12 protein-coding genes are annotated in these 13,230 nt (G+C 70.9%); 7 read left to right on the plus strand and 5 right to left on the minus strand.

Features of this window, described 5'->3' with window-relative positions:
• Positions 1-51: 51 nt before the first annotated feature.
• Positions 52-672, minus strand: coding sequence for an OmpW family outer membrane protein (locus tag O9280_RS09310; protein ID WP_298341553.1), 621 nt, complete (start codon positions 670-672; stop codon positions 52-54).
• Positions 673-751: 79 nt separating this feature from the next.
• Positions 752-1,609, minus strand: a complete 858-nt coding sequence (locus O9280_RS09315) for a S1/P1 nuclease (protein ID WP_298341557.1) — start codon at positions 1,607-1,609, stop codon at positions 752-754.
• An 81-nt stretch (positions 1,610-1,690) separates the two neighbouring features.
• Here O9280_RS09315 and gap point away from each other — a divergent pair, with 81 nt between their 5' ends.
• On the plus strand, positions 1,691-2,704 hold the full coding sequence (gene gap, locus O9280_RS09320; protein WP_298341559.1) for a type I glyceraldehyde-3-phosphate dehydrogenase: 1,014 nt from the start codon (positions 1,691-1,693) through the stop codon (positions 2,702-2,704).
• Between the two features lie 109 nt (positions 2,705-2,813).
• Positions 2,814-3,323: a hypothetical protein gene (locus tag O9280_RS09325; protein WP_298341562.1), complete on the plus strand. Its 510-nt coding sequence runs from the start codon at positions 2,814-2,816 to the stop codon at positions 3,321-3,323.
• A 6-nt stretch (positions 3,324-3,329) separates the two neighbouring features.
• On the opposite strand, the gene O9280_RS09330 is transcribed toward O9280_RS09325, so the two are convergent.
• Both O9280_RS09330 and O9280_RS09335 read right to left on the minus strand, forming a co-directional pair.
• Entirely contained in the window at positions 3,330-4,610 is a 1,281-nt protein-coding gene (locus O9280_RS09330) for an NAD(P)/FAD-dependent oxidoreductase (protein ID WP_298341564.1), read from the minus strand.
• Positions 4,600-5,580, minus strand: a complete 981-nt coding sequence (locus O9280_RS09335) for an L-threonylcarbamoyladenylate synthase (protein WP_298341567.1) — start codon at positions 5,578-5,580, stop codon at positions 4,600-4,602. Before O9280_RS09335 ends, O9280_RS09330 begins: the two co-directional genes overlap by 11 nt.
• Before the next feature lie 67 nt (positions 5,581-5,647).
• Here O9280_RS09335 and O9280_RS09340 point away from each other — a divergent pair, with 67 nt between their 5' ends.
• Positions 5,648-6,823 carry a phosphoglycerate kinase gene (locus tag O9280_RS09340; protein WP_298341569.1) on the plus strand — a complete coding sequence of 392 codons (1,176 nt, stop codon included), beginning with the start codon at positions 5,648-5,650 and terminating at the stop codon, positions 6,821-6,823.
• A 321-nt stretch (positions 6,824-7,144) separates the two neighbouring features.
• On the opposite strand, the gene O9280_RS09345 is transcribed toward O9280_RS09340, so the two are convergent.
• On the minus strand, positions 7,145-7,684 hold the full coding sequence (locus tag O9280_RS09345) for a hypothetical protein (RefSeq protein ID WP_298341572.1): 540 nt from the start codon (positions 7,682-7,684) through the stop codon (positions 7,145-7,147).
• Positions 7,685-7,743: 59 nt separating this feature from the next.
• On the opposite strand from O9280_RS09345, the gene pyk reads away from it, so the two are divergent.
• From pyk to O9280_RS09365, 4 genes are all read left to right on the plus strand, one after another.
• Positions 7,744-9,210 (plus strand): pyruvate kinase, encoded by a 1,467-nt coding sequence (gene pyk / locus O9280_RS09350; RefSeq protein WP_298341575.1) that lies wholly within the window; start codon positions 7,744-7,746, stop codon positions 9,208-9,210.
• A gap of 135 nt (positions 9,211-9,345) precedes the next feature.
• Entirely contained in the window at positions 9,346-10,350 is a 1,005-nt protein-coding gene (locus O9280_RS09355) for a class I fructose-bisphosphate aldolase (protein WP_298341578.1), read from the plus strand.
• Between the two features lie 229 nt (positions 10,351-10,579).
• Positions 10,580-12,019, plus strand: coding sequence for an ATP-binding protein (locus O9280_RS09360; protein WP_298341581.1), 1,440 nt, complete (start codon positions 10,580-10,582; stop codon positions 12,017-12,019).
• A gap of 128 nt (positions 12,020-12,147) precedes the next feature.
• Positions 12,148-13,230 carry an efflux RND transporter periplasmic adaptor subunit gene (locus O9280_RS09365; protein WP_298341584.1) on the plus strand — a complete coding sequence of 361 codons (1,083 nt, stop codon included), beginning with the start codon at positions 12,148-12,150 and terminating at the stop codon, positions 13,228-13,230.

The following is a 13,230-nucleotide window of genomic DNA, read 5'->3' on the forward strand; positions in this document are numbered from 1 at the left end:
GTCCCGGGAAGGACACAGCGTATCCCGTGCCGGCGTGCCGCGAGCCGTCGATCAGAACGTGGTGCCGAGCATCAGGCTGACGACGAGCGGATCGACGTTCGCCGTGCCGATGCTGGCGCCGTTGAGGCGTGCGTCGGCATCGATGTCGATCCAGCGCACGTCGGCGGTGGCGTGCCAGTTGTCGCTGAAGTTCCACAGCAGGCCGGCCTGGGCGGCGAGGCCCCAGCTGTTGTCGAGGTCGACGCGCGTACCGGCGACCGGGCCGCGCTCCTGTTCATCGAACACCAGCGTGTAGTTCACGCCCGCGCCAACGAACGGGCGCACCGCGGCGTCGCGGCCACCGAAGTAGTACTGCAGGCTCACGGTCGGCGGCAGGTGCTTGAAGTCGACCGAGCGGGCGCCGTTGAGCGTCGCGGTGTGGCTGAAGGGCGCGGCGGCGAGCACTTCGACGGCGACGTTGTCGGTGAGGTAGCGGCCGATCGTGAAGCCCAGCGTCGTCTCGCTGTCGATGTCGAGCGCGAGCGTGCCGGCAAGCGTGCCGTTGCCCGAGGTCGGGTTCACGTTGGTGGCGCCGGCACGCAGGAACCAGTCGTCCGAGGCGTGGGCGGAGCCCGCGGCGAGGGCAAGGGCGGCGGCGAGGGCGGCAATCGGGGCAAGGCGGAAGCGGTTCATCTCAGGACTCCTGTGGACAAGGCCGTTGTGCGGTCCCGGCCATCCTGCGACGAGTGCCTCGAGGCCCCGTTGATGTCGATCAACGGCGCGTTTGATCCATGTCAATCGGCGCGACGAGCGTGGTTTCCAGCAGTGTGGCGAGGCGTTCGGCGGCTTGGCGCATGCGCGTTTCGGCCAGCGGCCGATGCTGGTCGAGGTAGCCGCGGCCCACCGTCCGCCGCTCCGGATAGAGCGCGTGGTCGTGGATGGCCTGGCAGCTTTCCAGCGCCCAGCGTTCCTCGGGCCGCACCAGCGCCGACGTCGTGTCGGCGGGCAGCGCGGGGCCGCCGCGCAGCTGCCGCGCGTAGGCCTCGGGCTCGAGGCCCGCGTGCTTCACCATCGCGCTGTCCCAGAGGCTGTGCAGGTTCCAGCCTTGGCGGTCGAAGCGCAGCTGCGTCTGGTTGCCGCCACGGTCGAATCCGAACCCGGCGTGGAAGGGCTGGTGCACGTCGCCGACGAAATGCACGAGGAACTTCAGCGCGTCGCGGCGCTCCGCGTCGCTGCGGGAGCGGTCGGCGAGGATCGCGCGCTGGGCGGCAATGGCGCCGACCACGCAGTCGCCGCCGGGGCAGTCGCGCGCGGCGTCGTAGGTGCAGGGGTCGGTGCGCGGAAGGTTCACCCAGTGCCAGCGGCCGGTATGGCGCCACGCCGGGTCGTCGCGCAGTGTGTCGGCCCAGGTGGACACCCCAGCGAGGGTCGGCTCCGGCTCCCCGGCGAGCAGGCGCTCTACTTCGGCCCGTGCGGGCGGGCTGAGTTCCGATTCGGCGAGCATCCCGACGACGCGGTGCCCGTCGAAGCCCCAGGCCACCGCCGTGTGGGGCAGCAGCGACAGCAGGACCAGGCCTGCCGCCAGCAGGGCGGGGGATCGGCGGACGAATGGGCGTGCAGGGGCGGGCATGGGGACGGTAGGGTGGGGCGGGCCGCGGTAAGGGCGGGTAAACTAGCGCGCTTCCCCCCTCAACGCCCACAGGAGCGCTCCATGGCCATCAAGGTCGGCATCAACGGTTACGGCCGCATCGGTCGCAACGTCCTCCGCGCGCTGTACGAGTCGCAGCGGAACGGCGAGATCCAGATCGTCGCGATCAACGACCTCGGCGACGCCGAGACCAATGCCCACCTGACCCAGTACGACACGGCCCACGGCAAGTTCCCGGGCACCGTGTCGGTGGACGGCGGCGACCTCGTCATCAACGGCGACCGCATCAAGGTGTTCGCCGAGCGCGACCCGGCCAAGCTGCCGTGGGGCGCGAACGGCGTCGATGTGGTGCTCGAGTGCACCGGCATCTTCACCTCGAAGGCCAAGGCCGGTGCGCACCTTGCTGGTGGCGCCAAGAAGGTCGTGATCTCGGCCCCGGGTGCGGCCGATGTCGACGCCACCGTCGTCTACGGCGTGAACCACGGCGTGCTCAAGAGCTCGGACACCGTCATCTCCAACGCCAGCTGCACCACCAACTGCCTCGCGCCGCTCGCCAAGGTGCTGCACGAGAAGGTGGGCATCGTCCACGGCCTGATGACCACCATCCACGCCTACACCAACGACCAGGTGCTGACGGACGTCTATCACTCCGACCTGCGCCGCGCCCGCTCGGCCACGATGAGCCAGATCCCGACCAAGACCGGCGCCGCCGCCGCGGTCGGCCTGGTGCTGCCGGAGCTCAACGGCAAGCTTGACGGCTTCGCCATGCGCGTGCCGACGATCAACGTCTCGGTGGTCGACCTGTCCTTCGTCGCCGCCCGCGCCACGACGAAGGAAGAGATCGACGCCGCCGTGCTCGAGGCCTCGAACGGCGCGCTGAAGGGCATCCTCGGCATCAACACGAAGCCGCTGGTGTCGGTCGACTTCAACCACGACCCGCGCAGCTCGATCTACGACAGCACGCAGACCCGCGTCATGGGCGGCACGCTGGTGAAGGTGCTCAGCTGGTACGACAACGAGTGGGGCTTCAGCAACCGCATGCTGGACACCACGCTGGCGCTGATGGCGGCGAAGTAAGCCGCCTCATCGCGGTGGAATGCGAAGGGCCGGCGAAAGCCGGCCTTTTCCTTTGGGGCGTCCATGCCGGCCGCTTCCCTTTTCGGCGGCGACGTTCCAGCATCGACGCATGGCCGACATCGAGATCCGCCTCGAACGCTTGGAGCAGCTCTACGACCTGCTCGACCCGGCGCCGTTCCGCGACAAGGCGCTCGATCGCGCCGCCGAGGCCTACCTGCTGGAGTGCGCGGAGGACGCGCCGGGCGACGAGCCCTTGCGGCTCCGTGTCTGCGTGCCCCCGGCCCTGGTGGCGCGCGAAGCCGAAGTGGCCGGGGCGGTGCACGCCCACTTCGAATGGCTGTGGGCGCGCGCCGACAAGCGGCGCGCCGCACGCGCGCGCATGCACCGCTTCGCGATGCTGCTGGGCGTCGTCGTGCTGCTCGCTGCGCTCGGCCTGCGGGGCCTGTTCGCCGAAGGCGGCGGCATCGCCGAGGTGCTGCGCGAGGGGCTGCTGATCCTCGGTTGGGTGGCGCTTTGGCGGCCGGTCGAGTGGGTCCTCTTCGACACCTGGGAGCACCGCCAGCGGCGATCCGCGCTCAAGCGCCTGGCCACGGCCGAGGTTCGGCTGGTGGATGGCTGAGCGGCGTCAGGGCGCGTCGTCGCGCGGCGAGAACACCCGCGCATGCCGCTGCATGGTCCAGTACTGCGAGGCCCAGTCCATCAGCACGACGAGCCGGTTGCGGTAGCCGATCAGGAACACGATGTGCGCGAACAGCCACAGCCACCACGCGGGCAGGCCGCTGAAGCGCATTCCGCCGATGACGCCGATGGCGCGATGCCGGCCGATGGTGGCCATCGAGCCGTAGTCGCGGTAGCGGAACGGTGTCGTCGCCATGCCGCGGAGATGGGCAAGGATGTTCCGCGCCGCGTGCTGGCCCATCTGTTTCGCGGCCGGCGCGATGCCGGGCACCGGCTGGCCATCGATGCTCAGCGCGGCGAGGTCGCCGATGACCTGCACCTCGGGATACGCGGGTAGCGACAGATCGGCCTGCACCGGCACGCGGCCCGCGCGGTCGGGGTCGATGCCGGCCGCCTTCGCCAGCAGCGCACCGAGGGGCGAGGCCTTCACGCCCGCGCCCCAGACGACGTTCCGCGTCGGCAGTCGCTCGCGTGCGCCCTCGCGCTCGACGTCGACGCCCTCGGCATCGATGCCGACGACCTTGGCCCCCAATCGCACGCGTACGCCGAGGCTTCCCAACTGGCGCCTCGCGCTTTCGGACAGGGCCTCCGGGTAGGCGGCGAGCACCCGTGGGCCGCCCTCCAGCAGCAGGATCTCGGCGCTCGCCGGGTCGATGCCGCGGAACTCGCCCGGCAGCGTGTGGCGCGCGATCTCGGCCAGCGTTCCGGCCATCTCGACGCCGGTCGGGCCGCCTCCGATCACGACGAAGCGCAGCAGGGCGCGGCGCTCGGCGGCGTCGGTGCTGCGCTCCGCCTGCTCGAAGGCCTCGAGCAGGCGCGCGCGGATGCCCTGCGCGTCGGCCAGGGTCTTCAGGCCTGGCGCATGCGTGGCCCAGTCGTCGCGGCCGAAGTAGGAATGCGTGGCGCCGGTGGCGACGACCAGCTGGTCGTAGCCGAGCATGCCGCCGTCGCCGAGCCTCACCACGCGTTGTGCAAGGTCGATGTCGACCACGTCGCCCATCAGCACCGTGACGTTGCGCTGGCCGCGCAGGATGTGGCGGATCGGCGCCGCGATCGACGGTGCGGCGAGACCCGCCGTGGCGACCTGGTAGAGCAGGGGCTGGAAGAGGTGGTGGTTGGTTCGGTCGACGAGGGTGACGTCGACCGGGGCGCGCTTCAGGGCCTTGGCGGCCGCGAGGCCGCCGAAGCCGCCACCCAGGATCAGGACGCGCGGGCGATCAGGTGCCATCGGCGTCGCGCGGCGCGGCGGCGCGCTTCAGCCGGTCGTTCACCGCCGCCCAGGCCGCGGTGTGCGGCGGCAGCTCGGCCAGCAGCACGTCGAAGCCGCGCGCATCGAGCCGGCGCAGCGCAGCGTAGAGCGCGTGGCCGTAGCCGGCGAGGTCGCTGGGCAGCACTTCGCCGTCGATGTCCTTGAAGGGCTGGCCACGCAGCAGGGCAGCGACCTTCTGCCCGCGCTTGGCGAGTTCGTGGAAGCGCGCGACGAGCGGTGCGCGCGCGAGAACCTCGACGCTGGCGCGCGGCGCGTAGTGCGAGGCCAGCGTGCCGGAGGCGCGGGGGCTGTCGCCGTCCTTGCCCTCGGCGACAGGGCCGATCACGGCTTCGATCTCGGGGCGACTGATCTTGCCGGGGCGCAGGATGCGCGGCGTCTCGGTCGACAGATCGACGATCGTGCTTTCCAGCCCGATCTCGCATTCGCCGCCGTCCAGCACGATCGGCACGGCGTCGCCAAACTCCTCGCGCACGTGCGCCGCAGTGGTCGGTGAGAGGCGACCAAAGCGGTTGGCGGAAGGCGCAGCCACGCCGCCCTCGAAGGCACGCAGCAGGGCCTGGGCCACCGGGTGCGCGGGCACGCGCAGGCCCACGGTGTCCTGACCGCCGGTGACTTCGTCGGGCACGTTCGCCGCGCGCGGCAGGATCAGGGTGAGCGGGCCCGGCCAGAAGGCTTCGGCCAGCGCTTCGGCGGCGTCTGGCCAGTCGCCGGCCCAGCGCGAGGCCGTGACGGCGTCGGCCACGTGGACGATCAGCGGGTGGTCCGAGGGCCGGCCCTTCAGTTCGTAGATGCGTCGGATGGCCGCCGGGTCGTGGGCGTCGGCGGCAAGGCCGTACACCGTCTCGGTGGGGAGGCCGATGGGCTCGCCGCGGCGCAGGGCCGCGAGGGCGTCGTCGAGGGTCGCAGCGCGCAGGGCTTTTCCGTCCATGCGGCCATGCTAGCCGCGCCGCCGACGATGCGACAATGCGCGTCTTTCCCATCGCCCCGGAGCCCCCATGGCCATCCTCCGCATGACCGACCTCGACCTTGCCGGCAAGCGCGTCCTGATCCGCCAGGACCTTAACGTGCCGATCGACGACGGCAAGGTGACCTCCGAGCAGCGCATCACGGCCTCGCTGCCGACGATCCGCCTCGCCCTCGAGAAGGGCGCCGCGGTGATGGTGACCTCGCACCTTGGCCGCCCGAAGGAAGGCCAGTGGACCGCCGAGGATTCGCTGGCGCCCGTGGCCGAGCGCCTGTCGGCCCACCTCGGCCGCCCGGTGCCGCTGGTGCGCGACTGGGTGGACGGCGTGGCCGTGCAGCCCGGCGAGGTGGTGCTGCTCGAGAATTGCCGGATGAACGTCGGCGAGGGCAAGGACGATGCGGCGCTGTCGGCCAAGTACGCCGCGCTCTGCGATGTCTTCGTCATGGACGCCTTCGGCACCGCGCACCGCGCCCAGGCCTCGACCCACGGCGTGATCCGCGCGGCCAAGGTCGCCGCTGGCGGCCCGCTGCTGATGGCCGAGCTCGACGCGCTGGCCAAGGCCCTCGCGCATCCGGCGCGCCCGCTGCTGGCGATCGTGGCCGGCTCCAAGGTCAGCACCAAGCTCGAGCTGCTCGGCAGCCTCGTCGACAAGGTGGACCAGCTGATCGTTGGCGGCGGCATCGCCAACACCTTCATCGCCGCGGCGGGCCACAAGGTCGGCAAGTCGCTGGTCGAGATGGACCTGCTCGACACCGCCCGCGCCATCGTCGAGAAGGCCCGCGCCCGTGGCGCCTCCATTCCGCTGCCTGACGACGTCGTCGTGGCTCCGGCCTTCGCCGCCGATGCCCCGGCCACGGTGCGCGCGGTGGATGCGGTGGAGGACGGCGACATGATCCTCGACATCGGCCCGAAGACCGCGGCCCGGTACGCCGAGCTGATCGCCAAGGCCGGCACCGTGGTGTGGAACGGCCCGGTGGGCGTGTTCGAGTTCGACGCCTTCGGCAAGGGCACCGAGGCGCTGGCCCGCGCCATCGCCGCCTCGAAGGCCTTCTCCATCGCCGGCGGCGGCGACACGCTGGCCGCCATAGACAAGTACGGCGTCGAGGCGGAGGTGAGCTACATCTCGACCGGCGGTGGCGCCTTCCTCGAGTTCCTCGAAGGCAAGACCCTGCCGGCCGTGGCTGCGCTGGAAGCGCGGGGCGGCTGACCACGAACTCTAGGCGGACTCAACGCGCCAAGGCCGGCGCGCGCGGCTGGCCCGCCCCGTCACCGGAACGGGGTTAGATCCCGGCTGTCCGGCCGAAGGCGACATCCCTGTCGCTCGGCAGGATCGCGCATCCTGCGCGACCGCTTCGCGGCGGGCGCCTGGACACCGCGCCGGGGCTCCTTATTCGCCGCGCGCGCCGGCCTTGGCGCGTGCGCTGCGAGTTCGCGGCGGGGTGTGGCGAGAGGCTGCTAGCCCTGACGTCCAAGCCAAGCGGCTTCGTCTGTCGCAAGGCGATTGATCATTCCGATGTCGCCCGGGAATCTAGATGCGCGTCGCGTCGCGCAGCATTCGCGCCAGGGCCACGGGATCCTCTGGTGTCCACAGCAGGACCCCGGCCTCGCCGGCATCGATCCGCAGCGCGGGCCCAAGGCGGGTAACGGCGCAGAACACCGGCTTGCCGTTGCCGTCGGACTGCCAGCCCATCGCATCGCCGGTGGACCAGCGCGACGTGCCCTGCAGCGGTTTGGGCAGGGCCTCGCGGGGCAGGGCGGCGAGGTCGAGTTCGACGATCCGTGCTGCGCGCAGCGCGTCGCGGTCCAGAACGAACGCCCTGTGCGCAGCCTCGACCCGCAACGTGCCGTCGATGAGCGTAGCCAGCGGCGGTCGCGACAGCACCCAGGCCAGCAGGCAGGACACACCGGCGCCCGCACCGGCGAGCGCCACGGCGAGGCCGATTTGTTCGCCACGGGTGATCCAGGCGATGGCCACGCCCATCAGGAGCGCATCGAAGGCGAGGAACAGCGCGCCGGCCAAGGCGAGGCGTCGTCGGCGTCGCGCCGGGGGGAATGCAAACGTAAGCATGATTGGGCGTCCGGGAATGCTGATAGGTTAGACGGCACTCCCTTCCATGCCGCGTGACCATGAGCCAGCCGCTGCGCCGCACCAAAATCCTTGCCACCTTGGGTCCGGCCACCGATGCGCCGGGCGTCATCGACGCGCTGCTGGCCGCTGGCTTGAACGCCGTTCGCTTGAACTTCTCGCATGGCACCGCCAGCGACCACGCGCAGCGCATCGCCGCGGTGCGCGCCGTGGCTTCGCGGACGGGCCGCGAGATCGGCGTGCTGGCTGACCTGCCGGGTCCGAAGATCCGCATCGAGAAGTTCGCCGAAGGGAAGGTGCTGCTCAAGGCCGGTCAGGCCTTCGCCCTCGTGTGTCGCGACGATGCCCCTCCGGGTGACGCCACGCAGGTGGGCTGCAGCTACCTCGGCCTGCCGCGCGACGTCGGGCCGGGCGACACCCTGCTGCTCGACGACGGCCTCATCAGCCTGCGGGTCGAGAAGGTGGCCGGCGACGTCGTCCACACCGAGGTGATGACCGATGGCGCGCTGTCGAACCGCAAGGGCCTGAACCGCCTCGGCGGCGGCCTCAGCCTCGGCGCGCTCACCGACGAGGACCGCGGCCACATCGCCACCGCCGCGAAGCTCGGCGTCGATTTCATCGCCGTCTCCTTCTGCCGCTCGGCGGCCGACATCGAGCTGGCCCGCGAGTTGGCGCGTGCCGCCGGTTCCGATGCGCAGATCGTCGCCAAGATCGAACGCGCGGAAGCCATCGAGAACCTCGTCGAGATCGTCGAAGCCGCGGAAGTGATCATGGTCGCGCGCGGCGACCTCGGCGTGGAGATCGGCTACGCCGAGCTGCCCGGCCTGCAGAAGAAGATCATCCGCGAGTCGGTGGCGCGCAACCGCATCGTCATCACCGCCACGCAGATGCTGCAGTCGATGGTCGACAACCCGATCCCGACCCGCGCCGAGGTGCTCGACGTCGCGAACTCCGTCATCGACGGCACCGACACGGTGATGCTGTCGGCCGAGACGGCCAGCGGCCTGTATCCGGTGAAATCGGTCGAGGCCATGGCCAGCATCTGTCTCGGCGCCGAGCGCCAGTTCCGCCATGACACCGATTTCGAAGCCGCCCGCCGCGGCCTCACGCGCGCCGACGAAGCCATCGCCATGGCCACGATGTTCCTCACCGAGCACATCGAGCTGAAGGGCATCGTCGCGCTCACCGAGTCCGGAGGCACGGCCCGCCACCTGTCGCGCTTCCGCTCGCAGGTACCGGTGTTCGCGCTGAGCCGCTTCGACGAGGCTCGCCGGAAGATGTCGCTGATGCGCGACGTGTTCCCGATCCACTTCGACACCCGCGGCCTGTCGCCGGGCGTGGCGGCCCGCTCGGCGGCCAAGCAGCTGCACGACCTCGGCCTGCTCGACGCCGGAGACCGCATCATCGTCACCAACGGCGACTCGATGGAGCGCCGCGGCGCCACCAACACCCTGCGCCTGCTCGAGATCGGCGTCGGCGGGCATGTCGAGGGGCTCGGCGAGCTCTGAGCCGTCGCAAGCCGCCGGCCAGCCGGCGGGGCGTGCGCCGGCCCTCTCCGGGGCGCTTGCTGAAATCGATTGGAACGGCCCTTCGGGGCGCTCGGCTATAATTCCCAGTCTTTCCCACCCGCCGAGCCCCCGCTAATGAGCATCGAAGAACTCGCTGACATCGCCCAGGCCATGGTCGCCCCCGGCAAGGGCATCATCGCCATCGACGAATCCACCGCCACCATTGGCAAGCGATTCGACTCGGTCGGCATCGCCAACACGGAAGAGAACCGTCGCGCCTACCGCGAGATGCTGCTCACCACGCCGAACCTGTCCGACTACATCTCGGGCGCCATCCTGTTCGACGAGACCCTTCGCCAGAGCACCAAGGACGGCGTGCCGTTCGCCAAGGTGATGATGGACGCCGGCATCCTCCCCGGCATCAAGGTCGACACCGGCGCCAAGCCGCTGGCCGGCTGCCCGGGCGAGACGGTGACCGAAGGCCTCGACGGCCTGCGCGAGCGCCTGCAGGAGTACGCCAAGCTCGGCGCGAAGTTCGCCAAGTGGCGCGCGGTGATCTCGATCGGCGAGGACATCCCGACCGGCACCTGCATCGAGTCGAACGCCCATGCGCTCGCCCGCTATGCGGCCCTGTGCCAGGAAGCCGGCATCGTGCCGATGGTCGAGCCGGAAGTGCTGATCGACGGCGACCACGACATCGACACCTGCTACGACGTCACCGAAGCCGTGCTGCGCAGCCTGTTCTCCGCGCTGTACGAGCACAACGTGATGCTCGAAGGCACGATCCTGAAGGCCAGCATGGTCATCTCGGGCAAGGCTTGCGAAGAGCAGGCCGATGCCGAGGAAGTGGCCGCGCAGACCGTCCACTGCCTGAAGGCCACCGTGCCGGCGACCCTCCCGGGCATCGTGTTCCTCTCGGGCGGCCAGAGCGACGAGCAGGCCACCCGCCACCTCAACGAGATGAACCAGCTCGAGGGCAACCCCTGGCCGCTCAGCTTCAGCTACGGCCGCGCCATGCAGGCCGCTGCGCTGAAGATCTGGGGCAAGGACCCGTCGAGCAACGTCGCGGAAGCCCAGAAGGTCGTCTACGCCCGCGCCAAGGAAAACGGCCTGGCCGCGCTGGGCGAGTGGGAAGGGTAAGCACCCGTCGCTCAGCGAGCAGCGCTCGCTGACGGGTACGAACGCCCGCCGCGCTGCGGCGGGCTGGAGGCGGGAAGGCATGATTTCCCGCCTGTGCAACGCCGGCCCTCGGGCCGGCGTTGTCATTGCTGCGCCACGGCATGCCCTGGGCGCGGGCTCGGCTATCCTGATTCCCGTTGAGGTTCCAACGGCCGCCTCCCCCCGACGGCCCGATCGCAGGATTCGGGACATGCAGGACAGCAGCAAGGCGTCATCCGACGAGCAGAGGGAGCGGTTGTTCCAGGCCCGCGGCACGGCGCGCGGCATGCAGGCCATCGCCGCGCTGCTGCTGCTGAATGCCGTGATCGGTCCGCTGTCGTTCTATGTGACCACGGGGGCCCTGAGGCTCAGTCCGGCCCTCGTGGGCGGCGTGGTGGGCGTGGTGGTGCTGGCCCTCGTGCACCGCGGATCGATCGGCGCTGCGATGCGGGTGTTCATCTGGGGCGGCACGCTGATCCCGATCTGGGGCCTCTACCGCGGCTACGGCCTGCTCGACGGCAACCTGTTGTTCCTGCCGGTCGCCGCCATGGGTGCCGGCTTCATGCTGGGCACCCGGCACGCGGTGGCGGTGGGCGTCGTGGCGACGGTTGCCGTGCTCGGCCTGCTCTGGCTCGAACTCTCGGGGCGGGGCTTCATGCCGCCGCCGATGGACACGCGCATCCCGCACGCCATCAGCGCGATCTTCGCGGTCGTGCTGGGGGCGATCGTCGGCGCCCGGAGCACGCGCGCGTACCGTGACCAGTACGAGCAGACGCTGGCCCTATCGCGCGGCCTCGAGGCCAACGTCCAGGCCCGCACGGCCGAGCTCAACGACGCGCTGCGCAACCTGACCCGCGCGCAGGACGAACTGGTGGAATCGGGCACGCTGGCCTCGCTCGGCGCGATGGTGGCGGGCGTCTCGCACGAACTGAACACGCCGATCGGCAACGCGCTGATGGCGTCGACCACGGTGCACGCAGACCTCGAGGCCCTCGAGCAGCGAATGGCGACGGGCCAGCTCACGCGCAGCGAGTTCGCCGCATCGCTCGCCCATGCGGTCGAAGCCAGCCGCCTCTGCACGGCATCGATCGAGCGCGCCGCCGAGCTCGTCGCGAGCTTCAAGCAGGTGGCCGTCGACCGGGCGTCCGAACGGCGGCGCGAGTTCGATCTGGGCGAACTCGTCGAGGACATCCTCGCCACCCTGCGCCCCGGCCTGAAGACCCAGCCCTGGGTGCTTCGTGCCGACGTGCCCCGGGAGGTCCGCATGGACAGTTTCCCGGGCCCGCTCGGACAGGTGCTCACCAACCTCGTGCAGAACGCGCTGGTCCATGGCTTCGAAGGTCGCGAGGAGGGCGTCGTGCAGGTCTCGGCGAGCGAAGACGGCGACGCGGTGCGCATCGTGGTGGCCGATGACGGCATCGGCATGGCGCCGGGCACGCTCGCGCAGATCTTCCATCCGTTCTTCACCACCCGCCTCGGCCGCGGCGGGTCGGGGCTGGGGCTCTCGATCTGCCACCGGATCGTCGCGCGCGTGCTCGGCGGCGAACTCAGCGCGCAATCGCGGCCCGGCGAGGGCAGTCGCTTCGAGATCCGGTTGCCCCGGGTGGCTCCCACCGATCATGCTGGCGCGTCCGAGGGCGGAAAGCGCTGAGTCCAGCGCCTTCGCGCAATGCAGCGTTGCAAGTTTGCTACGGCTGTCGATGCGACGCTGACGGCCCTTGCGGCATCCTAGCGGGCTACCGCCGACCGTCCAGGCCGGCGTCGATGGAAGGAACGTGCATGAACCTGCGAAGTGGACTGCTGCTGGCCGCGGCCATCGGTCTCGTGGCTTGCGGTGGCAATGCGGGGGGCGGCCCGGGCGGCCCGGGCGGCGCCGGCGGCCCACCGGCCGTGGTGACGACGCAGCCCGCGGCGATGGTCACCTGGACCGACCGCCTCGACGCGATCGGCACGGCACGCGCCAGCGAGTCCATCGCCATCACTTCGAAGCTGTCCGAACGCGTCGAGCGCGTGCGCTTCGAGAGTGGGCAGCGCGTCGAAGCCGGGCAGGTGCTGGTGGACCTCGACGTGGGCGGTGACGTCGCCGACCTCGATGCGGCGCGCACCGCCGCGCGGGAAGCGCAGCGCCAGTTCGACCGGCAGCGCCAGCTGGCCGAGCAGAAGCTCATCCCGACCAGCCAGCTCGATGCCCAGCGCGCCGCGCGCGACGCTGCCCAGGCCCAGGTGCAGCAGGCAATGGCGCGTGTCTCCGACCGCGCGATCGTGGCGCCGTTCGCCGGCGTGCTCGGCCTGCGGGAAGTCAGCACCGGCCAACTCCTCGGCCCGGGCACGACGATCACCACGCTGGATGCCATCGACACGATGCAGGTCGATTTCTCGGTGCCGGAAGTGCACCTCGCGAAGCTGAAGGACGGCCTCGTCGTCGAGGCCCGCAGTGATGCCTGGCGCGGCGAGGTGTTCTTCGGGCGGATCCTGAGCGTCGATTCGCGCATCGATATCGCGACGCGCTCCGTCACCGTCCGGGCCGCCGTCGAGAACACCGAAGGCAAGCTGCTGCCCGGCATGCTGCTCACCCTCTCGGTGCTGCAGGCCGAGCGCGAGGCGCTGGTGGTGCCGGAAATCTCGGTGCAGCAGAACGGCTCCCTGAGCTTCGTCTACCGCGTCGATGCCGAGGGCGTGGCGCAGATGGCGCCGGTCAAGCTCGGCGCCCGCGAGGCTGGCCGCGTCGAAGTGCTGGAAGGCCTCGCCGCCGGCGACCGCGTGGTGGTGGATGGCACCGTGAAGCTGCGACCGGGCCAGAAGATCCGCGAGGCCGCGCCGGCCGACGAATCCGCCGCGGACGCGCCTCCGGCGCGCGGCTGA

The sequence above is a fragment of the Silanimonas sp. genome, from assembly GCF_027531545.1.
Classification (GTDB): domain Bacteria; phylum Pseudomonadota; class Gammaproteobacteria; order Xanthomonadales; family Xanthomonadaceae; genus Silanimonas.